17 protein-coding genes are annotated in these 23,820 nt (G+C 64.8%); 10 read left to right on the top strand and 7 right to left on the bottom strand.

Going from position 1 to position 23,820, the window contains the following annotated elements:
* The first annotated feature begins 73 nt into the window (after positions 1 to 73).
* From EY713_RS02250 to rnhA, 8 genes are all read left to right on the top strand, one after another.
* On the top strand, positions 74 to 2,494 hold the full coding sequence (locus tag EY713_RS02250) for a glucan 1,4-alpha-glucosidase (protein ID WP_131113371.1): 2,421 nt from the start codon (positions 74 to 76) through the stop codon (positions 2,492 to 2,494).
* 164 nt (positions 2,495 to 2,658) lie between these two features.
* Positions 2,659 to 3,666 carry a hopanoid-associated sugar epimerase gene (gene hpnA / locus EY713_RS02255; RefSeq protein ID WP_131113372.1) on the top strand — a complete coding sequence of 336 codons (1,008 nt, stop codon included), beginning with the start codon at positions 2,659 to 2,661 and terminating at the stop codon, positions 3,664 to 3,666.
* Positions 3,667 to 3,803: 137 nt separating this feature from the next.
* Positions 3,804 to 4,691 carry a squalene synthase HpnC gene (gene hpnC, locus EY713_RS02260; protein ID WP_131113373.1) on the top strand — a complete coding sequence of 296 codons (888 nt, stop codon included), beginning with the start codon at positions 3,804 to 3,806 and terminating at the stop codon, positions 4,689 to 4,691.
* A complete protein-coding gene (hpnD, locus tag EY713_RS02265) occupies positions 4,688 to 5,521 on the top strand; it encodes a presqualene diphosphate synthase HpnD (RefSeq protein WP_131113374.1) in 834 nt (277 codons plus the stop codon). Before hpnC ends, hpnD begins: the two co-directional genes overlap by 4 nt.
* On the top strand, positions 5,521 to 6,774 hold the full coding sequence (hpnE, locus tag EY713_RS02270; protein WP_131113375.1) for a hydroxysqualene dehydroxylase HpnE: 1,254 nt from the start codon (positions 5,521 to 5,523) through the stop codon (positions 6,772 to 6,774). The genes hpnD and hpnE overlap by 1 nt, the downstream gene beginning before the upstream one ends.
* A gap of 17 nt (positions 6,775 to 6,791) precedes the next feature.
* Positions 6,792 to 7,361, top strand: a complete 570-nt coding sequence (locus EY713_RS02275; protein ID WP_131113376.1) for an NUDIX domain-containing protein — start codon at positions 6,792 to 6,794, stop codon at positions 7,359 to 7,361.
* Positions 7,362 to 7,521: 160 nt separating this feature from the next.
* Complete coding sequence (locus EY713_RS02280; protein ID WP_131113377.1) at positions 7,522 to 8,487, top strand: homoserine kinase; 966 nt, start codon at positions 7,522 to 7,524, stop codon at positions 8,485 to 8,487.
* Positions 8,484 to 8,939, top strand: coding sequence for a ribonuclease HI (gene rnhA, locus EY713_RS02285; protein ID WP_131113378.1), 456 nt, complete (start codon positions 8,484 to 8,486; stop codon positions 8,937 to 8,939). The genes EY713_RS02280 and rnhA overlap by 4 nt, the downstream gene beginning before the upstream one ends.
* A 23-nt stretch (positions 8,940 to 8,962) precedes the next feature.
* Here rnhA and EY713_RS02290 read toward each other — a convergent pair whose 3' ends face one another.
* Positions 8,963 to 10,369 (bottom strand): aminotransferase-like domain-containing protein, encoded by a 1,407-nt coding sequence (locus tag EY713_RS02290; RefSeq protein ID WP_131113379.1) that lies wholly within the window; start codon positions 10,367 to 10,369, stop codon positions 8,963 to 8,965.
* 99 nt (positions 10,370 to 10,468) lie between these two features.
* Here EY713_RS02290 and EY713_RS02295 point away from each other — a divergent pair, with 99 nt between their 5' ends.
* Positions 10,469 to 10,783: a YjiS-like domain-containing protein gene (locus EY713_RS02295; RefSeq protein WP_131113380.1), complete on the top strand. Its 315-nt coding sequence runs from the start codon at positions 10,469 to 10,471 to the stop codon at positions 10,781 to 10,783.
* Here EY713_RS02295 and EY713_RS02300 read toward each other — a convergent pair.
* Positions 10,739 to 11,881: an aminotransferase gene (locus tag EY713_RS02300; protein WP_131119168.1), complete on the bottom strand. Its 1,143-nt coding sequence runs from the start codon at positions 11,879 to 11,881 to the stop codon at positions 10,739 to 10,741. The two genes, EY713_RS02295 and EY713_RS02300, sit on opposite strands and share 45 nt — an antisense overlap.
* 70 nt (positions 11,882 to 11,951) lie before the next feature.
* Between EY713_RS02300 and cobU the strand changes: the two genes are divergently transcribed.
* Positions 11,952 to 12,518 (top strand): bifunctional adenosylcobinamide kinase/adenosylcobinamide-phosphate guanylyltransferase, encoded by a 567-nt coding sequence (gene cobU, locus EY713_RS02305; RefSeq protein WP_131113381.1) that lies wholly within the window; start codon positions 11,952 to 11,954, stop codon positions 12,516 to 12,518.
* Here cobU and zapE read toward each other — a convergent pair.
* From zapE to EY713_RS02330, 5 genes are read right to left on the bottom strand one after another with little or no spacing between them, the layout of a single operon-like run.
* Positions 12,515 to 13,681, bottom strand: coding sequence for a cell division protein ZapE (gene zapE / locus EY713_RS02310; RefSeq protein ID WP_131113382.1), 1,167 nt, complete (start codon positions 13,679 to 13,681; stop codon positions 12,515 to 12,517). The genes cobU and zapE overlap by 4 nt on opposite strands.
* Positions 13,682 to 13,738: 57 nt before the next feature.
* The gene (gene bcsN / locus EY713_RS02315) at positions 13,739 to 14,923 is read right to left on the bottom strand and encodes a cellulose biosynthesis protein BcsN (RefSeq protein WP_131113383.1); all 1,185 of its coding nucleotides are present in this window, start codon (positions 14,921 to 14,923) and stop codon (positions 13,739 to 13,741) included.
* A gap of 17 nt (positions 14,924 to 14,940) precedes the next feature.
* On the bottom strand, positions 14,941 to 20,226 hold the full coding sequence (locus EY713_RS02320; protein WP_131113384.1) for a tetratricopeptide repeat protein: 5,286 nt from the start codon (positions 20,224 to 20,226) through the stop codon (positions 14,941 to 14,943).
* Positions 20,214 to 21,329 (bottom strand): family 8 glycosyl hydrolase, encoded by a 1,116-nt coding sequence (locus EY713_RS02325; protein ID WP_131113385.1) that lies wholly within the window; start codon positions 21,327 to 21,329, stop codon positions 20,214 to 20,216. Before EY713_RS02325 ends, EY713_RS02320 begins: the two co-directional genes overlap by 13 nt.
* Positions 21,326 to 23,818 (bottom strand): cellulose biosynthesis cyclic di-GMP-binding regulatory protein BcsB, encoded by a 2,493-nt coding sequence (locus tag EY713_RS02330; protein ID WP_131113386.1) that lies wholly within the window; start codon positions 23,816 to 23,818, stop codon positions 21,326 to 21,328. The genes EY713_RS02325 and EY713_RS02330 overlap by 4 nt, the downstream gene beginning before the upstream one ends.
* Between the last annotated feature and the right edge of the window lie 2 nt (positions 23,819 to 23,820).

Below are 23,820 nucleotides of genomic sequence, written 5' to 3' on the forward strand. Positions count from 1 at the left end.
TTCGAGATATGCCGCCTCTAGGTTAGGCTCTCGGTAAGGTTCAGACCGATGCCCCAGACCTCAGAGTTGCCTCATGACCGACAGCCGCGACGCACCAGGCCATCCCGGAATCCAGCCACGCTGGACATCCAGCGCCAAGACAGGCGTGGGGGCCGCGATCCAGGGCGTCAGCCGGGTCAGTTTCACGGTCAGCCACGGCATTCTGAACGAGATCTACTTCCCCAGACCTGACGAAGCTTGCCTGCGGGATCTCGGGCTGATCGTCACCGACGGCACGCATTACTTCTCGGAGGAGAAGCGCGCGACCGACAGTGAGGTCCGGCAGATCGCCCCCGGCGTCCCGGGCTACATCGTCACCAATCGCAGCCGCGATGGACGTTACGTGATCGAAAAGCGGATCATCGCCGATCCGGAGCGGGATGTCGTGCTGCAGCAGATCCGGTTCCAGGCGCTTGTCGGCACCAAAGCGGACTACCGGATCTTTGCGCTCGCGGCCCCGCATCTCGTCAATGCGGGTGCCCATAATACCGGCACGGTCGACAGCGTGAAAGGATGGCCGATGCTCTTCGCGGAGGGCAAAGGGCTCACCATGGCGCTCGCGGCGTCGACGCGCTTTCGCGCCCTGTCGGTCGGCTTCGTCCAGGAAAGTGACGGACACACCATCCTGTCGCAAAATTTCGTTTTGAACGATGGCTATACCCGGGCGGCGGACGGCAATGTCGCGCTCACGGGAGAACTTGATTTTCGGGACACCGATACGGTGGTGCTCGCCGTCGCGTTCGGCCGCGACAAGTCGGAGGCCGGGTTCCGCGCCCGCAGCAGCATCATGGATGGTTACGCGCTCGCCGAGGCCAGCTATGTGGAGGCGTGGCAAGCGTGGCAGAAAAACCTCGTGCCCCTCGACCGGACGGATCCGAAGAACCTCGGCTACGACCCCTATCGCGTCTCCACCGCCGTGTTGCGGACGCATGAATCGAAGAGTTTCGCGGGTGGCATGATCGCCAGCCTCTCGATTCCGTGGGGGTTCAGCAAAGGCGACGGCGACCTTGGTGGCTACCATCTGGTCTGGCCGCGCGATCTCGTCGAATCCGCGACCGCGCTGCTTGCCATCGGGGCCCACCAGGAGGCCCGCCGCGTGCTGACCTACCTGCAGGCCACGCAGGAAGACGACGGCCACTGGCCGCAGAACATGTGGCTGGATGGCCTCGCCTATTGGAACGGCATCCAAATGGACGAGACGGCCTTCCCGATCATCCTCGTCGACATGGCCGAGCGCGAAGGCGCGCTGCTCGAGGGCGATTTCGACCGCTTCTGGCCGATGGTCCGTCACGCCGCCCGTTACATCATCCTCAACGGACCGGTGACGGGTCAGGACCGTTGGGAAGAAGACGGCGGCTATTCGCCCTTCACGCTCGCGGTTGAGATCGCGGCTCTCGTGGTGGCGGCCGATATCGCGGAGCGGCTCGGCCACAAGGAGGATGCGGGCTACCTCCTCGATACCGCTGACCTGTGGAACGATTCGATCGAACGCTGGACTTACGCCACCAAGACACCGCTCGCCGAAGCCGCCGGGGTCGCGGGCTATTACGTGCGGATCTCGCCGGCCGGCACGCCGGAATCGGAGCGTCCCGTCAGTGGGTCGATCGACATCAAGAATGTCCCCGAAGCGCAGATGCGCCAAATCGCGTCCGAGGTCATCAGCCCGGATGCCTTGGCGCTGGTTCGCTTCGGCCTTCGTGCCGCCGACGATCCGCGCATTCTCGACACCGTCAAGGTCATCGACAAGCTGCTCAAGGTGGATCTGCCGCAGGGGCCATTGTGGCACCGCTACAATTCCGACGGCTATGGGGAACATGCCGACGGCTCCCCGTTCGACGGAACGGGCATTGGACGGGCCTGGCCGCTGATGGCCGGCGAACGGGCTCATTACGAACTGGCGCTCGGCAACGTCGCCGAGGCGCGCCGCCTCCTCGAAACCGTCGAGAAATCCGCCAACGACAGCGGCTTTCTGCCGGAACAGAGCTGGGATAGCGACGACATTCCACACCGCGAATTGTTCAAGGGCAAACCGGCCGGTTCAGCCATGCCGCTCGTTTGGGCGCATGGAGAACACGTCAAGCTGCTGCGATCGTTGCGGGACGGCAAGATTTTCGACATGCCCGCGCAGGTGGCCAAGCGCTATAGCGATGGCAAGCGGCGCTCGACGCTCCGGGTGTGGCGGTTTAATAGCCGAGCCACCAAGATCGACGTCGGCATGAAGCTTCGGCTGTCGTTGCTGGCGGCAGCCCGGGTGCATTGGAGCATCGATGGTTGGGCCACGGTGCATGACACCGACACCTGGGCCACCAGCTTTCATTTGCATGTCGCGATCTTGGACGTCTCCGCAGTCCCGGTCGGCGGCTGGGTCGATTTCACCTTTTACTGGACTGACGCCAAACATTGGGAGGGGACCGATTTCGCGATCGAAGTGGTGCAGCCGACCGATGATTTTTAAGGTCGACGGCCTGCCCAAGCTTGCGAAAACTTGTCGAGCGTTGCGCGATTGATTAGAGCACGGTCGTTCGAGCGGTCCTGCGACCGATACCATGCGCAGGTCCAAGCTCCCCTCAAACGATCGGTTCGCATGGCCGCTTCTTCGTTCGGCGTCGGCGGTTCGTCATGACGGCGCCCATCCTGGTGACGGGCGTCTCCGGTTTCGTCGGGTCCGCCGTCGCCCGCCAATTGATCGACGCCGGCCACCCCGTGCGTGCGCTCGTGCGGTCGACCAGCCCGCGCGGCAATCTCGAGGGGCTCGATCTCGAGATCGTCGAAGGCGACCTGCGCGATCCCGCCGCCATGGCCAACGCCTTGCGTGGGGTCGGCCACCTCTTCCATGTGGCGGCCGACTATCGCCTCTGGGCACCTGACCCCGAGGAGATCGTCCGCGCCAATGTCGAGGGGACCCGCGTCGTCATGCAGGCGGCACTCGCGGCCGGCGTCGAGCGGATTGTCTACACCAGCAGCGTCGCGACCCTGGCGCTGCGGCTCGATGGCGTTCCGGTGGACGAAACCGCGCCGCAGGATCCCGCTCGGGCCATCGGCGCCTATAAGCGGTCGAAGACGCTCGCCGAACGGTTGGTCGAACGCATGGTCGCCGACGACGGGCTCCCGGCCGTGATCGTGCTGCCGTCAACGCCGATTGGTCCGCGCGACATCAAACCGACCCCAACAGGTCGGATCATCGTCGAAGCCGCAAGCGGCCGCATGCCGGCCTTCATCGACACAGGGTTGAACCTCGTTCACGTCGACGACGTCGCGGCCGGCCATCTCGCGGCATGCCGTCTCGGTGTGGTGGGGCAGCGCTACATTCTTGGTGGGCAGGATGTCGGGCTCGGGCAGATGTTGGCCGATATCGCGGCCCTGATGGGCCGCAAGCCCCCGACCGTGACGCTGCCGCGTCAGGCGATCTATCCGTTCGCCTATGCGGCCGAGGCGATCGCGCGCATCACCAAGCGAGAGCCCTTCGCCACGGTCGATGCGCTGCGGATGGCGAAATACCACATGTTTTTCTCCTCCGCGAAGGCGGAAGCCGAGCTTGGCTATCGGGCGCGACCCTACCGGCAAGCCTTGGCCGATGCGGTCGCCTGGTTTCGTGAGGCCGGCCACATTTCTGGGAAGCGGTCCTGACGACACATGCAGCGGACTATCTTCAGAACGGCCGTGAGAGTAGAAACGCGCACGCAATCGGGCGACGGGTTGCCTTGCCGGGTAGACCGGCGTCGATATCTCGACCAGGGAAGGCGAAAGCCGATGCCGACACGCTCATGACGACTTCTGCCGACGTTGCCTCGGGGAAGACCCACACGGACGAGAATTTTCCCGTCGCGTCCCATCTTATCGCGGCGCGGCACCGACCCGCCATCATGGCCTTCTATCATTTCGTCCGCGCCGCCGACGACGTCGCCGATCATGCGACGCTCACGCCGGATCAGAAAATCGCACTGCTCGACGCCATGGAAGCGTCGTTGCTCGGGCAAACCGATAGCGAGGCGGTGGCGCTGCCGCTGCGACGGGTGCTGGCCGAACGACGCCTATCCCCCAAACACGCACAAGATCTGCTCGCGGCGTTCCGGCTCGATGTCGTGAAGAGCCGCACCGCCACTTGGGCGGAGTTGATCCACTATTGCAGCCTGTCGGCCATGCCGGTCGGACGTTTCGTGCTGGATGTCCATGGCGAAAGCGAGACGACGTGGCCGGCGTCGGACGCCATTTGCGCGGCGCTGCAGATCATCAACCACCTGCAGGATTGCGGGAAGGATTACCGCGATCTCGACCGGGTCTACATCCCGCAGGATATGCTGGCGGCGGCCGGTTTGCGGGACGACGCGCTCGCCAAGCCGACCGCATCGGTAGCGCTGATGGGGTGCTTTCGCGATCTGGCGGTCCGCACGGACGGCTTGCTGGACGAGGGTGAATCCCTGCCCCGGATGATCGGGGATTTTCGGCTCAGCATGGAGATCGCCTGCATCGCGGCTCTGGCGCGGCGGCTCACCACGATCCTGAAAACGCATGATCCGTTGAGCCAAAAGGTGCATCTCGGCAAATCCGCCATGCTTGGCGTGGCCTTGGCCGGCTGTGCCTCGGTCGCGTTGAAGCGATGGACGGGCGGATCGATCAAGCCAACGACACGGCCTGGAGTGCAGCGGTCATGAGCGCGGTCGACACTACCGCGCCGGTCGCGGCACAGGCCTCGGGGAGTTCGTTCTACACGGCGATGCGGCTGCTGCCCCGCGCTCAGCGCGATGCCATGTTCGAGGTTTATGCCTTTTGTCGCGCCGTCGACGATATCGCCGACGAGGGCGGCGCGCGGGATGAGCGGCATCGCGGCCTCGCCGATTGGCGCGCCGACATCGACGCGCTCTACCAGGGCCGCGTCGCGCCGCGCACCCGCGGGCTCAAGATCATCGCGGACCAATTCGGCCTCGCGCAGGACGACTTTGTGGCCATCATCGACGGGATGGAGATGGATGCGGCCGCCGATATCCAGGCCCCCGACGAGGCGACGCTCGACCTCTATTGCGACCGGGTCGCGAGTGCGGTCGGCCGATTGTCGGTTCGCATTTTCGGCCTGCCGCGGGAGCCGGGTATCCGCCTCTCGCATCATCTGGGCCGTGCTCTGCAATTCACCAACATCCTGCGTGACATCGACGAGGATGCGGAGATGAACCGGCTCTATTTGCCGCGTGAGCTGCTCGATGCGGCCGGCATCCGCTCCTCCGATCCAGCAAGCGTGGCAGCTGACCCCCGGCTCGGCGTGGTCTGCGCGCCGCTTTTGGCGCGCGCGCGCGACCATTTTACAGCCGCCGAAGCCATCATGGCGGGCCAGCCCCGCGCTGCCACCAAGGCACCTCGGATCATGGCGGCCGTGTATCGCATCATTCTCGACAAGCTCGAAGCGAGAGGATTTTCACCGCCGAGGCCCCGCGCCCGTGTGCCTAAGCTTCGCCTGATCATGACCGTGGCGCGGCACGGATTGTTTTGATGCAGGACGGCAAGCCAACCGTCCATGTGATCGGGGCCGGTCTGTCGGGTCTCGCGGCCGCGCTCGCGATCGCGCCGGCGACGCGCAACATTCTCGTGCATGAAGCGGCCCGCCACGCGGGCGGGCGATGCCGGTCCTATTACGACGCGACCCTCAAGTTGACGATCGACAACGGCAACCACCTCGTCCTGTCCGGCAACCAGGCGGTGCAACAGCACGTTCGGACGATCGGTGCCGAAGACAAGCTGACCGCACCCGACGGTGCGGCCTTCGACTTCGCCGATCTCGCGACGGGCGAGCGGTGGCAGGTTCGGCCCAATGCCGGGCCGGTACCATGGTGGATCTTCGTGCCGTCACGCCGCGTGCCCGGCACGCGCTGGTATGATTACCTCGGCCTCGCGTCGCTGATGCGGGCGAAGGGTCAGGCCACCATCGGCGAGACGATGCGCTGCGAAGGTCTGCTCTACGATCGCCTCTGGCATCCCCTGCTCGTCGCGGCCCTCAACACCGAACCGCGCGCCTCCTCGGCCGTGCTGGCCGGTGCGGTCATCCGCGAGAGCCTCGCCAGAGGCGGCGCGGCCTGCCGCCCTCTCATCGCCGCCGACGGACTCGGCGAAGCCTTCATCGATCCGGCCCTGACGACCCTCGCGGCGCGCGGCGTAACGGTCGGGTTCGACCGTCGGCTCCGACGCATCGACACCGCCGACGGACGCGTCACGACGCTCGATTTCGGCGACGAGACGATCACGCTCTCGCCCGGCGATCAGGTGATCCTTTCGGTGCCGGCGCCCGTCGCGGCGCTGCTGCTGCCAGGCCTCCGCGTGCCGACGGCGTTCCGTTCGATCGCCAATGCGCATTTCCTCATCGAGCCTCCGGCCGAGCTTCCCGGCATGCTGGGGATGATCAATGCGACCGCCGAATGGCTGTTCCGCTTTCCCGGCCGACTTTCGGTAACCGTGAGCGATGCTGACCGATTGCTGGAGATGCCCCGGGAGGATCTGGCCCGCCTCTTATGGCTCGAGGTCGCCAAGGTCACCGGTTTGCCCGAGACGCTGCCGCCTTGGCAGATCATCCGCGAGAAACGCGCCACCTTCGCGGCCCTCCCCGAGCAGGATGCGCTGCGCCCCGGCGCCGTGACGCATTTGACGAACCTGTTTCTGGCAGGCGACTGGACCGCGACCGGCCTCCCGGCCACGATCGAAGGCTCGCTCCGCTCCGGTGCGGTCGCCGCCAAGGCAGCGCTGGCCGCTTAAAACAGGGAGATCAGCCGATGCGGGTCGTGATCGAACGGGTCGAGACCGCTTACAAGGGCTGGCTGCGGCTGCTGCTGGCCCATATGCGAAGCGACGCGGGCGATAGCTTCCAGCGCGTCATCGAGGATCACGGCAATGGCGTCGCCTTGCTGCCCTATGACCGCGAACGCCGCGTCGCGCTGGTGGTGCGCCTGCCGCGCGCGCCCGTGATTTATGCGGGCGAGACGACGCTGTTGATCGAAGCACCGGCAGGGCTGATCGACGAGGGCGAGGATGCCGAGACCGCAGCCCGGCGTGAAGCGATGGAGGAGGCCGGCGTGCGGCTCAGCGCACTCGAGCCGCTCGGCACCATCTGGACCATGGCCGGCATTTCGACCGAACGCATGTCGATGTTTCTCGCGCCCTACGCGGCGTCCGACCGGATCGCCCAGGGCGGTGGTCTCGCGGTCGAAAATGAGAATATCACGGTGGAGGAGCGCCCGCTTTCGGAGTTGGCCGACCTCGCCGATGCCAATCAATTGACCGATATTCGCCTGCTGACGTTGTTGCTGACGTTGCGGGTCCGGCACCCCGCCCTGTTCGCGTAACCCGTCGTGCGTCACCCCTGCCTTCGCTTCGGGTCGCAGGTCGCCGGGCCGAAAAACGGCTCCACTTCCGGCCAACATGCTGTAACAGGGGTCTACGGTAGACCGGCTCATGCATCGCGACGCGTGCAAGCCGGGCCGATCTCGTCCGTTCAGGGTAACGATGGCCGTCTATACCGAAGTCACCTCCGACGCGCTCCGCTCGTTCCTGGCCACCTACGATCTTGGGGATCTGCGCTCGTTCAAAGGCATTGCCGAGGGCGTCGAAAACTCGAACTTCCTGCTGCAGACGACCGCAGGGCGGTTCATCCTAACGCTGTACGAAAAGCGCGTGAACGTCGACGACCTGCCGTTCTTCCTCGGCCTTCTCGACCATCTCGCGGAGCGCGGCCTCACCTGCCCGCGGCCGGTTTACAACAGGGCCGGGTCGGTCCTGGGTGAAGTGGCTGGCAGGCCGGCCGCGATCGTGACGTTCCTCGATGGAATCTGGATTAAATCGCCGGAGCCGCACCATTGCGCCGCGCTCGGGGGAGCGCTGGCGGGCTTGCACAAGGCCGGTGCGGATTTCGCGATGCGTCGTCCGAATGCGCTGTCGGTGTCGACATGGCCGACCCTGTTCGAGACGGCACGACCCCGCGCCGATGAGGTCGCCTCCGGGTTGACGCGCGATGTCGCGACGGAACTTGCCTTTCTCGAAACGCAGTGGCCGTCCGACCTGCCGACCGGGGTGATCCACGCGGATCTCTTTCCCGACAACGTCTTTTTCCTCGACGATCGCTTGTCGGGCTTGATCGACTTCTACTTCGCCTGCACGGACGCCTTGGCCTATGATCTCGCGATCTGCGTGAATGCGTGGTGCTTTGACACGGCCGGAGCGTTTCAACTGGCACGAGCCGAAGCGTTGATCGAGGGTTATACAAACGTCCGCCCTCTCACGCCGCGCGAGATCGACATGTTGCCGGTGCTGGCGCGCGGTGCGGCGCTGCGCTTCATGCTGACCAGGCTGGTGGATTGGCTCAATGTGCCGCCCGGCGCGCTCGTCAAGCCGAAGAATCCGCTGGAATATCTCGACAAGCTGAAATTCCATCAGGGTGTCGCGGATGCGCGCGCCTATGGGCTCACGTCATGACCGGCAAAGTGACGGTCTGGACCGATGGAGCTTGTTCGGGCAACCCCGGCCCCGGCGGGTGGGGCGCCATCCTGAAATTCGGCGACACCGAAAAAGAGCTCTGCGGCGGTGATCCGGCCACGACCAACAACCGCATGGAATTGATGGCCGCCATCGCGGCGCTCGAGGCGCTGAGCCGGCCCTGCGACATCGACGTGCACACCGATTCGCAATATTTGCGTGGCGGCGTGACCGGCTGGATCAACGGCTGGAAGCGCAATGGCTGGAAGACGGCTGACCGCAAGCCGGTCAAGAACGTGGAACTGTGGCAACGGCTCGATGCCGCGACGACGCCGCACACGATCGCCTGGCACTGGGTCAAAGGCCACGCCGGTCACGACATGAACGAACGAGCCGACGAGCTCGCGCGGCGCGGCATGGCGCCGTTCCTGACCAAACGCCCGGCCCGCTGATCCGGCTCGACCGCGCTCGCGCGTTATTGTTGCCGCATAGCCTCGTCCAGCACCTCGAAGATGCGCGGATGCGCGCAATTCGCCACGTTGAATCGCAGGTAGCTCCGTGACGCGTCCGACACACTGAAAACGTCGCCCGGCGCGAAGATCACGTCCCGCGCGAGCGCGTAACGCGCGATGTCAGCGGCGTTCAAGCCGTTCGGCAGACTGGCCCAAAGAAAGACGCCGGCTTTGGGTTCGATGAAGGGCGTGAGGCCGAGGGCCCGCACGCGCCGCAGAGTCTCGCCCATCGCGGCCGCGAGCTTGGCCCGCAGCCCATCCATATGACGATGGTAGGTGCCGTCCGTCAGCAACCGATGCATCAGAACCGCCGCGAGATGTCCGTTGCCGAGCGTCATCGCAAGCTTGAGATCGACCAGGGGCTCGAGCCAGTCGCTGCGCACCGCAATATAGCCGCAGCGGATGGCGGCCGACATGGTCTTCGAAAAGCTGCCGACCTGAATGACCCGGTCGAGCCCGTCGAAGCCTGCGAGGCGCGGCGATGGCTCCTCTTCGAAGTCGGCGAAGATGTCGTCCTCGATCACGATCGTCCCGTGATGCTCGGCGAGTTTCAGGACCCGATGCGCCGTGGCGGGCGACAGCGATGCGCCGGTCGGATTGTGAAGGCCGGAATTGGTCAGGTAGAAGCGAGGCTTGTGATCGAGCAAGGCTCGGCCAAAGGCCTCGACATCGGGTCCGTCGCGTGTGAACGGCACCCCGACAACGCGAAGTCGGTGGGCTCGCAGCAAGGCGTGGTAGTTGAAATAGCAGGGGTCGTCGACCAGCACCGTGTCGCCCGGTTCGACGAGAAAACGACACAACAGATCGAGCGCATGCGACGCCGAGTCCGTCAGCATGATCTGGTCGGCACCGGCCGTGACGCCGCGCTCGCCGAGCCGCCAGGCGAGCTGCTGGCGGAGCGGCGCGAACCCCAATGGCGTGTCGTAATGCACCCGAGCCGACGCATGTTCCCGAGCCATCTGACGCAAAGCTTTCTGCACGGCCGCATCGGGCATCAGGCTGGACGGCAACCATCCCGACCCCGGTTTCAGCACGGTGGGGCCAGCCTGTAGAGATTGCCGCGTCAGCCAGAGCGGATCGACCGCCCGGTCGAGTTGCGGCCCGATCGCCGCGAGCGACAACGGGCGCGTGGTCCCGGCCACGAAGAAGCCCGACCCGCGACGAGACACGATCGTTCCGGCTGCGATCAGCCGATCATAAGCCTCAACCACCGTGGATTTCGACACGTCCATGCTCGCGGCGAGAGCACGTATCGAGGGTAGCTTGGCGCCCGGCGTGAGGGTGCGGCTATCGATCCGCGCCACGATAGCGCCCATCACCGTTTCGACGAGGGTGGCGCCGGCTGACAATCTATCGGTTTTATCGAGCATCTGTACTGGCCGATCTCTTGGACAGTTTGATCGGATTGTACTGCTCTGTCTCTACACGAATGCCGCGCGTTTGGCGATCCTGCAATCAAGGAGGATGTCATGGACGAGACGATCAGATCGACAGAAACACGTACAGGCCAGGCTTTTCACGCCTTCCGGTGCGCCGTCGGCTATGCGATGGCATGGCCCGTGAGGGTTGCGGCAGCGCGTCGCGCGATGCACCAACTCGGCGGCATGAGCGATTGCGAACTGGCCGACATCGGCCTCAGCCGGCATGATATTCGCGACGCGACGGCGCTCGGGATCGATGGTGATCCGACGGTCCTGCTGGCGAAGCGGGCGCGGGAGCGGCAGCGATATTCGCTTGCCTCACGCGACGCTCGCGCCCGTCAGGCGATCCAGCGCCGTTTGTAACGTCGCCTCATGTTTGGCGAAGCAGAAGCGCACCGTGCTGGTCACCTTATGGGTCGCGTAGAAAGCCGAGTTCGGGATAGCGGCAACGCCATGCTGGCGCACCAGCGCCTCGCAAAATGCCACATCGTCCCGGCCTTCGCCGAGATCGACGGAGAGAAAATACGTCGCTTGGCTCGGCAAAACCGTGAAGCCGCGCTCGGTTAACCCGGTCGCGAAAACGGCACGGCTGCGCGCGAAGCCCGCCCGCATCTTGGTGAAATACTCGTCTGACTTGCCGAGCCCGTAAGCCACCGCGACCTGGAGGTTCGGCGGGGTCGTGAAGGTGATGAACTGATGCGCCTTGGCGAGCACGCGGAGCAGGTGTGGGGCCGCCATCACGAAGCCGACCTTCCAGCCCGTGAGCGAGAAGATCTTGCCGGCCGAACCGATCTTGACGGTACGGTCCGCCATGCCCGGCATCGCCATCAGCGGCAGGTGTGAGAGGCCATCGAACGTCACATGCTCCCACACCTCGTCGCAGATCGCGATGACGTCGTGAGCGACGCAGAACCGCGCCAACAGGGTGAGTTGATCGCGGCCAACCATCGTTCCGGTCGGGTTCAACGGATTGTTGAACAACACGACCTTGGTGCGCGGCGAAAAGGCGTCGGCAAGATCGCTCTCGGTGAAACGCCAGAATGGCGGCTTGAGCGTCACGAACCGGGGCACGCCACCGGCCCGGCGCACGAGCGGCAGATAGGCATCGTACATCGGCTGAAACAGCACGACCTCGTCGCCCGGCTCGATCAGGGCCAGCAGCGCGCCCGCCAGTGCCTCGGTTGCGCCCGATGTCACCATGATGTTGCGCTCGGGATCGAGATCGAGGCCCTGAAACCGGCGGTAATGCGCCGCGATCGCCTCGCGCAGAACCGGAAGGCCGAGCATCGGCGGATATTGATTCCAGCCATTGACCAGCGCCTCGGCAGCCGTCTCGCGGACGTCGAGCGGACCGGGGTCGTCGGGGAATCCCTGGCCGAGGTTGACGGCCCCGGTCTCGCGTGCCAATCGCGACATGGTTTCGAAGACGGAGGTTTCGGAATCGGCGAAAATCGGGTTCATGATCGGCGGGTAACTCGTCGCGTCGGTTCGATACGGGCCGCGATCATCTTCCAGAACACGGCATAAATCCATGATCGAGACGCCCTCACCGGCTCGCTTCGTCCTCGTGCTTGGGGGCGCCCGTTCAGGCAAGAGCGGATATGCCCAACGGCTCGCCGAGCGCTCAGGGCGACGCCTCGTTTATTGCGCCACCGCGACGATCTACGACGATGGTGAGATGCGGCAGCGCATCGACCGTCACCGCGCCGAGCGAGACGAGCGCTGGCGCACCATCGAAGCGCCGCTGAGGCTGGGAGAGACGCTCGGGGCCGAAGCAGGCCCGAGCCGATTGGTTCTGGTCGACTGTCTCACATTGTGGCTGACCAACGTGATGCTGGGCGGCGGCGATGTGGAAAGCGCCTCGGCCGATCTGGCCGAATGCGTGCAGAGCCTCCGGGGGCCCGTGATCTTCGTGTCGAACGAGGTCGGCTCTGGCATCGTGCCCGACAATAGGCTCGGCCGGGCGTTCCGGGACGCGCAGGGACGGCTCAATCAAGCAATGGCCGGCGTCTGCGATCATGTGGTGCTGGTGACGGCTGGCCTGCCGCTGCGCCTCAAGCCGCGGCTCGAACCCGACCTCACGATCGGGCCGGATTAGGTCTCGACCAACCCGCTCGTATTGCCCGAACCGGGCGACGTCGCGCTGCCGTGCGGCAGGCCGAGATAGTCGTCCGATCGCATCTCGATCAGGCGCGAGACCGTGCGGTCGAACTCGAAGGCCTCGCGCCCCTCGTCGGCGACGTAGAGATCCTGCGGCTCGGCTTCGGCGGAGGCCAGCAGCTTGACGTGTCGATCGTATAAGGTGTCGATCAGCGTGATGAAGCGCTTGGCGACGTTGCGCTCACTGGCGGCGATGATCCTGATGCCGTCGATCACGACTGTGTGGAAAGCCTGCGCGATCGCCAGGAAATCGGCCGCCCCGAGCGGTTGCTCGCAGAGATCCGCAAAGCTGAAGCGCGCCACCCCACCGGCCGCTTCCGGCACGTGGAGGTGACGGCCGAGCAGCGGCAGATCGCCTGGCTGTCCCGTCTCAGTGCCCGTCAAATCTAAAAACATGTGGCTCAACGCGCTATGAGCCGCGGCATCGACCGGCACCAGATAGGTGCTCGATCGCGTCAGCTTCAGCAGGCGGAAGTCGGTCCTCGCTTCAAGCCGCAGCACATCCATCCGCTCCTGCAAGAGCGCGATGAAGGGGAGAAACAAGGCCCGGTTCAGCCCGTCCTTGTAAAGATCGCCCGGATCGACGTTGGAGGTCGCCACGACCGTGACGCCGGCCGCGAACAACCGCGTGAACAGGCGGCCCAGAATCATCGCGTCCGCGATGTCGGTGACGGCGAATTCGTCGAAGCACAGCAGCCGCGCCTCGCCAGCCACCATGTCGGCCACCGGTGCGATCGGATCGTCACCCGCCCCCTCGCCCCGTTTCTTGCGCTGGCGCCACGCGTGAATGCGGGCATGGACCTCAGCCATGAAGGCGTGGAAATGGACGCGCCTTTTGCGCGGCACGGGCGCGAGGTCGAAGAAGAGATCCATCAACATGGTCTTGCCGCGCCCGACATCGCCGAAGATGTAGAGCCCGCGCGGCGCATCCGGCTTCTTGCCGAACAAGCGCGACAGCATCGATCCCTCGGCTTGCGTTTGCGCCACAAGGGTCGCCGACAAACCGTCGAGCGCCGCGGCCGCGTCCCGCTGCGCCGCGTCGGGCTCGAGGTGGCCCGCCGCTATCCGCGTTTTAATCGCCTCGAGAACCGACCCGCTCACGTTTCGCCTTGCGTTCCACCGCGCCAGGGGAGCATGTCGCGCGTCCGGCGCACGGCGTCAACGCGGCAGTGGTACGCCATCCTGAGCCGCAAGAGGGGATGAGGAAGGCGACACCGTTCCAGCGCCGATGACGCGCGGCGCGCCGCCGATGGCACGAGGCGCGACCGAGGTGGTCAACTCGCTCGGAAGCGGAATCGCATTGCCGATCACGGGAGTCGGCTCCTCACGTTGGACGACCGTGCGATGAACCGTCAGAGGCGCGCGACGAGCGACGCGTCGCCTCGAGACATGACGGCTCCGGCGCGGCGGCGGCGCGGCTTCCGTATCGTCGCTCGATTCGGCTGCCGACGTCATCATCGGCGCGCCGGCTGGGTAGGAATAGACCGGAGCGGCCAGCGGCGTGTAGCCCGTCGCGGCAAGCGGAGCCGGCGCGTAGACCGGCACGGGCTGGGGATAGGCATAGGTCATGGTTTGCGCCATCGGCGGCTGCGGCGTCGAGTAATAGGGCATTGGAGCGGCAGCAGCAGGCATGCCCGCCATCCCGCCGGCTGCCGTCAGCGCATCTCCGCCCATCGGGATCGCCATCGGCATCGGCGCCATGGCGATCGAGCTTCCGCTCGGCGAATAGACGACGAGTGCCCGCACGAGGCCGACAAGACTCGCTTCTGACGCATGCGGCTTGCAAAGACGAACGCGGACCGAGATCGGGTAAGGGTGCAACCCCGTCGCACCCTCGAGCAAGCTGATCGGATGCTCCGGCCCGATCCACTGCCAAGCGTAGACGCAGGTCGAGCCGGCGGGGCCGTGCCCGATCGCATAGCCGAATGGACCTTGCTGATTCTGCTCGAAGTTCGGCGAGATATGCATCGGCACGTTGGGGAACAGCGGCTCGATTTCATCCGTGATCGCGACGTCGGTCGGCTTCGGGATCTTGACGTCGCCTTCGGTCAAATTGCCCTTGGTCGGATCGGGCGGGATCAAGGCCGTGACCGCGATGTTGTTCTCGCCGCCGTTCACTTGCGAGCCGCCGAGCACGATATCCTGCAGGATCGCATTCGGCTTGCGGGTCTCATTCACGGCCAGGACCGGACCTGCCCCCGCCGGCAACATCGCCAAAGGTCGCCCCTGCGTGATCTGACCCGCGAGCGGGTAATTGGCCTGATAGCCCGGCGTCCCATAGGGCGCATTGGCGCAGCCAGCCATCATCAGGGTCGCGACGAGAACGAGAGCATGTTTGGTCATGGTGGCGTTCCGCACTGTCAATATTTCCGCCTGGGATCGATCGTGCCGTCGATAACCGCTAGAGCCCGCTGCGATTGAGCGTCGGACAATTGGCTATTGGCCTGTGTGAAGATCTGTTTGGCGCCGTCGTAGTCGCCGAGGTGAAACAGAGACCAGCCCCGTGCCATCCGGAGGTCGCGCGTCTCCGGCGCGTAAGCCGCTCGCTGGTTCAGCGCCGCCAACGTGTCGGCCCAGCGTTGAGCCCCATAATTGGTGTAGACCCGCTGGGTCAGAACCTGCACTCCAATGTCGTTGCGCCGGGACGCCGAGAGCGGTGCTCCGCCGGCCACCTGTGCGGCTGCGTCCGTCTTGCCGCTTCGCAGCAGCGACAACGATTGTCCGTAAGCGCTATCCTCCCGGAGCTTGCCCTGCTGCCCGTTTTGCGCCTGCCCGAACGCGATGGCGGCTTCCTCTGGCCGATCGAGACCGAGCAGGCACCATCCTTTGATCTGCATCAGATTGCCGGGCAGCCGGCCGCCGCGCTCGCCATTGCCGATCTGGGCGAGGCAACGCGTGTAGTCCTTGGCCTGCAACGAAGCGGCCGCGCCGCCACCTCCCCCGCCGCCACGGCTCGCCCGCTGCGTCAGCGACGCGCCACTCGCGACACGCGGCGCCGCCTCGCGGACCGGCATGACCAACCGCGCCTGCGGAGCTTCGGGCGTCGCCTCCGCCGTCATTTGCGTCATGGCTTGAGGCGAGGCCTGAGGCACTTGCGGCGGCGCATCGATCGAGATTGTGGAGGCCATCGTCGTCGGCACAGCGGGAGCCATTGTCTGCTGCATCGTTTGCGGCTTTGCGCCACGGCCGCCCCCGCCCTTCAACGCTTCACCGAGACGCGGAAATTGCGTCCGGTAGGTTTCGATGGTGGACGCGAAATTCGCGAGATCGCCCGCACGGCGATACGACATCGCCAGCCCGAGAGCTTCGCCCTCGCTCGGCTCCCAACTCAGCGCCTTGGTGAACCAAGCCAACGCCGGTTTGAACTGTCCGGAATTATAGGAATACCACCCGAGTGCCTGGGCGCCATTCGGCGATTGAATGGTCAGCACGGCGGTCGCGAACTTCTGCAAATCGTCCGTGCTCATCGCGACCGGCGGCTTGCTGCGGGCCAGACGCTCGGCCACCGTATCGACATAGAGGCTTCTCAAGGCAGCGCCGTCAGCGGCATTATACCAGGCATAGGCCACCGCCTGCGCCTCGTCGTAACGGCCGAGATTTCGCAACGCGCTCGCATAGCCTTCGGCGATCTTCACGTCGCCCTTGTGGTCGGGCGACCAGGTCGTGGCGGCGCGGAACCATTCGACGGCCGCATTCCAATCCTTGTGGGCCGTGGCATTCCAGCCGAGCGCGCGCGCGCCCTCGGACGAACGCTCGGCAGCGACCAGGCTGGTGATCTTGGCCATCTGATCGGGTGGCAATGTCACGCTGGAATCATTCTGCGACAGCATCTCGGCCACGAGACCGGGCACCTGTTCGCCGAGGCTTGGAATCCGCTCCCGCCACGCGGCCACGAACGTCAGCGCATCGGGATCACGCCCGAGCGCGCGATACGTCAAGGTCAGCCCCTCGGCGGCTTTCGGATCGACCTTGCCGTCAGTCGCCCAAGTCACGGCGAAGCGGAACCACGTCAATGCGTTCGGGAAATCTTTCTGAGCGTAGAAATAATACCCAAGCGAGGTCGCCCCGGACATGTTGCGGCTCGACGTCACGGCTCCCGTCAAATCGGCCAGCCGATCCGCCGCCACCGGGGTGGCTCCACCGCCGCTCAATTGATCGAGCGAGGTGTCGAGGTAGAGCGATGCCATAGCGGGCGACAAACCACGCAGAGTCGCCGCGATCGCTAAGGCTTCGTCGAAACGCTTGAGATGGCGGAGCGCCAGCACATAGCCGACCTGCACGTTAAGATCGGCAGTGGCTGTCAGGTCCGTACCGGTGCGCCAGTCGAGGGCCGACTTGAACCAGACCGCAGCCTCGGTCCAGTTCTGCTTGGCCGAGTTATACCATCCAAGCGCCTGGGCGCCCTTGCTGGACCGGTCCATCTCGAACATATCGGCGTAACGCTTGAGCCGATCGGGCGGGATATCCGCTACGGGGTTGGTCTTCGTCAGCGCCGTGACGGCGAGATTGACGAAAAGGTCCTGCATCGCTGGCCAGCGATCGCGCCAGTCATAGGCAATCTGCTCCGCTTCAGCCGTCCGGCCGATGGCGGTCAAAGCCATCACATAGCCGGTCCATGTCGTGGCGAGGCCGGTATAGGTATCGACATAGGAGCGGCCCTTGCGGCTGATCTCGGCCGTCCGACCACCATAGGCGCGTGGGGTGCGTCGGTAATCCGGCAGCACCAGTGCGAGCTTGGCCGTGACGGGCTGGTAGTCATCGACGACCGGATCGCGGATTTGCTCGCCTTCGGGCGTCAGCGGCGGCCACCAATCGAGCGCGGTCTTGAACCATTTGACCGCATCGGCATCCTCGGCGCGCGCGTGGCGGTACCAGGCGATCGCCTGAGCGCCGAGCGCGCTTCGGATCGGCGTGATGACGCCGATGAAGCGGCCGAGGCGCGGGTCGTCCATCGGCATCGGCGGATTGTCGCCCGTGAGTTCCGACACCACCACATCGACGTAGATGCTCTTCATGGTCGGCACACGATCGGCCCAGCCGTAGAGGACCTCTTCGGCCGCCGCGAGTTTCCCCACTTGGCGCAGCGACAATGCGTAGCCTTCGTTCATCTTGGCATCGCCGCGACGGTCTGGCGACCATTGGGCCGCCAGCGCGAACCACTGCGCGCCGTAACCGCAGTTGGTCTCGCGGTAGCGGTGCCAAGCTAGAGCCTGGGCGCCGTTGGCGGACTTCTCGGACGTGATGACCTCGGCATAGCGGCTCAGGCGCGCTTCCGTCGTTGCGATCACCGGCGCATCGCGGGTCAAAACATCGACCGCGATTTTGACGAACAGCGCCTTCATGTCGGGCGCCCGATCCTTCCAGGCATAGGTCAGCGTCTCGGCCTCGGCGTAGTGGCCGACCGTCTGCAACGCTTGGGCGAGCCCCTCGTTGACCTTGGCGTCGCCCATCTTGTCGGGCGACCACGCCACCGCCTTGTTGAACCACCCGACCGCGTAGCCGCAGCCGTTTTGATGCAATCGATACCAGCCCAGCGCCTGCGCGCCGCCGCCGAGCTTGTCACGATCGACCACGGCCGCGAAGCGATTCAGCCGCGCCTCGGACAGGTGGGCCGCGAGATCGTCCCGCGTCAGTTCGACCACGACCGTGTCGCGGTAGACGGCACGCATGTCGGTCGACTTTGGCATCCAGTCGTAAGCAAGGTCTTCGGCAGCCTCGAAGCGCCCTGCCCCCTTGAACGCCAGCGCTAAGCCTTCATTGGCTTTTACGTCGCCCTTATGGTCCGGAGACCACACGTTGGAGGCGCTGAACCAATCGATCGCATCGGCGAAATTGTCGGCCCCGAGCGCATGCCAGCCTAGCGCGGACGCGCCCTGCTGGGATTGCTCCTTCTTGATGACCTGCGCGAAACGATCGAGACGCTCGGGCGAAAAGGTCTGCCCCGGCTTGGTGAGTTGCGTGATCGCGATCGCGATAAAGATCTGCCGGACGTCGGCACTTCGATCGCAGGCCATGAATGCGATCGTTTCGGCCTCTTCGAAGCGCCCGAGATTTCGCAGCGCCAGCGCATAACCCGCGATTGTTTTCGGATCGACGTTGTCGATGGGCTGACCAGTCGCAGGCGGCGTCGGGGCCGCAGGCGGCGTGGGGGCCGCGGGCGACATTGCGGCTGTACCGGCGGGCGATCCATCGGCTGCGGCCATGGCGGATGCGGCCGGGGGAGCCGCGATCGTCCAATCGACCGCTAATTTGAACCAGGTGACGGCGGCTTGCCAATCCTTGCGATTGTAGCTGTACCAGGCCAGCGCCTGCGCGCCATCGGCCATATGGTCGGTCGTCACAACCGTCGTAAATTCGGCCAAATCAGCCGCCGAGATCGTTGGCGGCGGCGTTTCGCGCGTCAGTTGGGCGACCTCGAAGCCAAGATAAAGACCCCGTAGCGCCGGCGATTTCTGCCGCCATTGATAGGCAAGCTTCTGCGCCTCGTCCAAATGGCCAAGGTTGCGAAGCGAGAGCACATGGCCCTCTTGCAGCTTCGGGTCGTCGGGCAGCAAAGCGAGGCCCTGCTTGAACCACTGATCGGCGTCACCCCATTTTTTCAGCTTGTAGAAATACCAGCCCAGCAGCGTCGCATCGGCGGCATTGTTGCTGGCCGTCGCGGTGTCGCCGAACAGCCGCACCGAATCGGGCGGCACTTGGTCGGTCGTCTCGCCGCTCGCGAATTTCCCCAGCGCCCCACGCACGAGATCGACCCGAACCGCGTCGAACTCATGCGAGCCATCCGCGAGCACCGTCCCCATGCCGATCAGATCCTCGACCTTCGCAACGGGCAAGATCGCGACGGCCTTGCGGACCGTGGCGAGACGCTCGTCGCGATCGGTGCAACTGGACAGGATCGCTTGATAGACTTCGAAGGCCCGATCGATCGCGCCGGTCTCAGAGAAGGCCTGCGCGACGCGCCAGTTATTGTCGATGGCCGAGCAGATCAGCATCGATGGGGTCGCGCTGGCGATCTCCAGAACACGGGTCCAGGCCTTGGCGTCGGACGCCTGGACCAAGCGGTCGGTCGCGTCACGGATCTCGATCTTTCCAGCCAGATCCGCAGAGGGGCGCCAGCCATTATCCTGAAGCATCCGCAGCGAAATGGCGGCGCGCAACTGCGTCAGCTTATCGGCGGCGAACAGATCCCAAAGCGGCTGTTCGTTTTTGCCATTCCCGCCAGCGTCGGCCGTGTAGAGGTTGGTCGGCACCTTCCAACCCGGATTGAGGGTCTTGAGCCGACGGATTTCGGCATCGACGCGAGCGTGGTTCTTCTGCGACGCGTAATAGCGAAGCGCACTCTCATCGACGCGGGCCGCGGTTGGTCCGCCGTTCGCCCGGTTGAACACGGGTGCATCGTAGATGCCGCCGAACAGGATCGCGCGGGCCGGCTTCGCGGGGGCAGCCGTCTTCGTGGGCTCGGCTTCAATCCGTGGGGGCACGTCACCGGGCGACGGATCATTGCTGCGAGGCTCGTCAGTGGAGGATTTGGGGGCTGCTTCCGTTACGGAGGTCTGCGCTTTGTCGATCAGCAAAAGTTCGCCGGCCGCAACCGGGGTCGCGATACCGAACAGGAGAATGACGGCTGCAGCCTTTACCAATCGCATGGAAGCGACCTCTGACGAGCGGCGACCATCGCAAGCAGATGCAGCGTGGTCGAGTAATAACGTTCTAGCTTGACGGTCTTTAACGGAATCGGAATCGCGGTCCCCTTGACCGCACAGGCCGTCAAAGCAGCGACGGCTGCATAACCCTGGTCGTAAAACGGCTCGGTCACGCGGGCCGTCACGACGTCGACGACCGCCGGCATGCCGGAGGAGGTCGCACTCCAGGCCGACAGGAACGGCGTCAGCGCTGCGGTGCCGCCAGCATCACCCCACACCAGATAAAGCGGGATACGAATACCATTATAGCCAAAGGTGGGTGGGAAAGAGGCGGCCGGCACCGGCTCCGGCCCTTTCAGAGAAATCCAATCCGACGGCAGGCCGGTCGGTGCGAAGCGAGAGGCGTGCAGCAACGCCACTCCGCTTTCGGTCAAGCCGGCCCAGTTGATCTCGGGCGCCACCGCTTTCAATCTTTTGAAGGCCGGAAACACCCAGTAAGAGGGGTTCACGACCGGCCCATCCTTCATGTCGTTCGGACCGAAGCCCGACGCTCCCGGCAGAAGCGTCAAGCCGAAACGCCCCTTGAACGATCCGTGCTGAACGGCCGCGACAGCGATCGAATGGGCCGCCGCCTTGTATTCGGGGCTATCCCACCGCAGGGCGGCCTCGGCTAATCCCCACGCGATGAGGAGATCGCCATCGGTGGCATTATTGCCATCCGTGACGTGAGGCGTGCTGGTCGGGCTCCAGCGCCACGATGCCAACCCGTCGGGCCGGCGATAGAGTTCCCGCACGGTCCAACCCCAAATTCGCGAAAAGGAGAGGTCATCTCCCGCGAAAGCAGCCAGCAGCATGGCGTAGCCCTGCCCTTCACTGTGGCTGATGTCGCCATTCGCGTCATCGATCAGCCGCCCTTCCGGCGAAATGAAACGGGCCTTGTAGGTCTGCCAGATCGCCGGATCGAGAAGATTCTCGGAGGTTGTCGGATGGCTTGCCGGCATCGGCGGAACTCCCATAGGGGTTGGCGTGGCCATTTGGGCAAAGGCCGGGAAGCCAGCCACAAGGGCCGCCACGACGAGAGAGGCGGCCGTCAAACGCTTGTTCAAGGCTTCACTCCGTAGCGGCGCACGACCGCTGTTGTCGCGAGACCGAGGCACAGACTCATCGTCACGAGGGCAAGCACGTAATATTCTAGATACGAGGATAACCAGCCGGCGGCGATCAAACGGAGATTGCCGGGCGACAAAGGTGCGGTCTTAATGAAATAACCCTGCTGCGCCGGCACGATCGCCAGAGCGGGAGATTGCGGATCGTAGCTCGCGATCCGGCCTTCCAATTGGGTCCAGTAGCTCGTTCCCGTGACAACCCGCATGCCTTTGGACAATAACTCGGCCGATGGGGCGGTGATGAGGGTCCAGGTCGCGCCGTTGCCGCCGGGCGCGGCATGTTGAGCGATAAGCAGGCGCGACCTTTGGTCCGGCACATATTTGACTTCGGTCCGTTTCCAGGGCCTCAGGCTCTGGCTGGTCAGCCCAATTCCGTTGCCCAGAACGTGGCCGACCCAATCGACGGGGTCGAAATGCCATTGTCCGGTATTGACGTTGGCGGACCACTTCTGGAACAAATCGGGCTCGGCGCGGCTCTCAGGGCGCTCGGGCAAATTCGGGCGTCTGTCGGCGCCTGCCTTCTCCTTGGCGCGCAGCAGCCGAGCGAAGGCTTCAGACTTGGCTTCAATGTTCGACCAGACGTCTAACGTCTGCGACAGATCGATGCCGGCCTCGTCCACAATGGTCGCCGGAATGTCACTAATGGCGCCGACGATGATGGCTGAGTGATCGTCGATGTCTGGTTTCGACAGAACGATCCGGGTCGCCAGCGGCGCTCCGGCCGACCGCGCCGCATGAGCCAGGAAGGTTGCAACAGCGGCGATCGAATCCGCGTCCGGATGCGGCAGATAGAGTTGCGTGTCGGCATCTTCAGCCACGTAGGGGAAGCCGCTGGCACCCGTCGCTGACAGGCTCGGCATATGAGCGATCCGAGCAACGTTCGGCATTTCCAGCGTCGATGTTTCCAGCAAGACGAAGCGCTTCTTTGCATCGATGATGCCGGCGACATCGCAGGTCTTGTCAGACGGCGCGGCAACTTGCGCCTCGATCTGAACGTGGTTGTAGCCGGGACGCAGGTCGGCCAGCGACACGGTGATCGGTTGATTGCGAAAGACTTCGCCGTTCGGATTGCGGAGCGCTAGCGATGCGGCATCGCGATCGTTGACCCGAACAAGGATCTGACTCGACGGATCGAGCCCCGCCACATAGCCCGCATCGATCCGGAGCGTCATCTTGCCATAGTCGGCGGCATAAAAGTCGGGTGGCATCAGGAGATCGAAGCCGGCGCGGAAGAGCCGGCCCGAGAATTCCTGCGTGTTGACGCCAAGATCCCTGAAGCTGACCGTCAGTTCGCCCCGTATTGGTTTTGTTCGAAGCAGCAGAGCCCGAAGGCCAGCGGCGGTCCCGGTCGGCGGCTGAGATGTCGCCCCCCTGACGATATCCGCAATCGCGGTCTCGATCTCCGGCACACCGAGGCCGGAGATCACAAGCGTGCTTTCTCCTGACTTCGCTCCGGCGTGGAAGGCAATCGGCTGGTCGTCGGACACATATTGGCCGAAGCCACTGTTGCGGAGATCGTCGACGGTACCGACCATCAGGTCGAGACCCGGCTTGTCCTGCGGCTCCGAAACGATGTCGATGGTCGGATGGGTGAAGTTACCGCGGATCACCACCGCTTCCATGGCGCGCAGGATGCGGTCGAGCCCGTTTGCATCGAGCCCCTTCGGGACCACCACGCGGAGCGGCCGAACACCGGTCGGGTCTGGTGCGAGCGCCGGCAGGTCGACGAGGTCCATGATGGTTTCTTGCGGCAGATCGCTGAACGCAAGCCCGGACTGGGCCGGATCGAGTTGCGTCCAGAGCTCGTAGGTGGCCGGAAGCGAGCAATCGACGCGGTGGCGCTGTTGCACGACGACCTTGACGGCGTTGTAGCCCGGCTCGAGCACGCTTTCGGGCACTTCCACGTCCAACACCGCCGCACCGTTGGCGGCCGATGAGACGATCGGCGCGTCGGCGACCGTCACGTCATTGACGCTGACCGTCATATGCGACGCCTCGGGCATGACCGACACCGCGTTGGTATAGGTCAGATGCAGGCGGGCCTTGGCATTCGCTTGGGCCCCGGTCAGGAAGATCGCGTAGCTTCGGCTGTCATTTTCGCCTTCGAAACGGAGCCGCGATGCGCCGGCCTGAAATCGGTGCAGCACGCTGACGTCGCTCGCAGCGGCGACCGAACGCCCGGGTGTCGTAACAACCACCGGCTTCGGCAGGATCGGCGCAACCGCGGCAGCAGCAGCAGCAGCCGGAGCGTCTGGGGCGACCAGCATCTGCTGGGCGGCGGCGTGGCCGACCCAGCCTTGACCGAGAACGACCCCGAAACCGGTCAAGCCGGTGCCGCCCGCGATCGTCGCTGCGAGAACGACGGAAACGAGGCGGCGGATGGGTGTTGCCCCTCGATGGAGGCGCGAGACGAAAGGATCATGCATCATGG

The organism is Lichenihabitans psoromatis (genome assembly GCF_004323635.1).
GTDB lineage: Bacteria > Pseudomonadota > Alphaproteobacteria > Rhizobiales > Beijerinckiaceae > Lichenihabitans > Lichenihabitans psoromatis.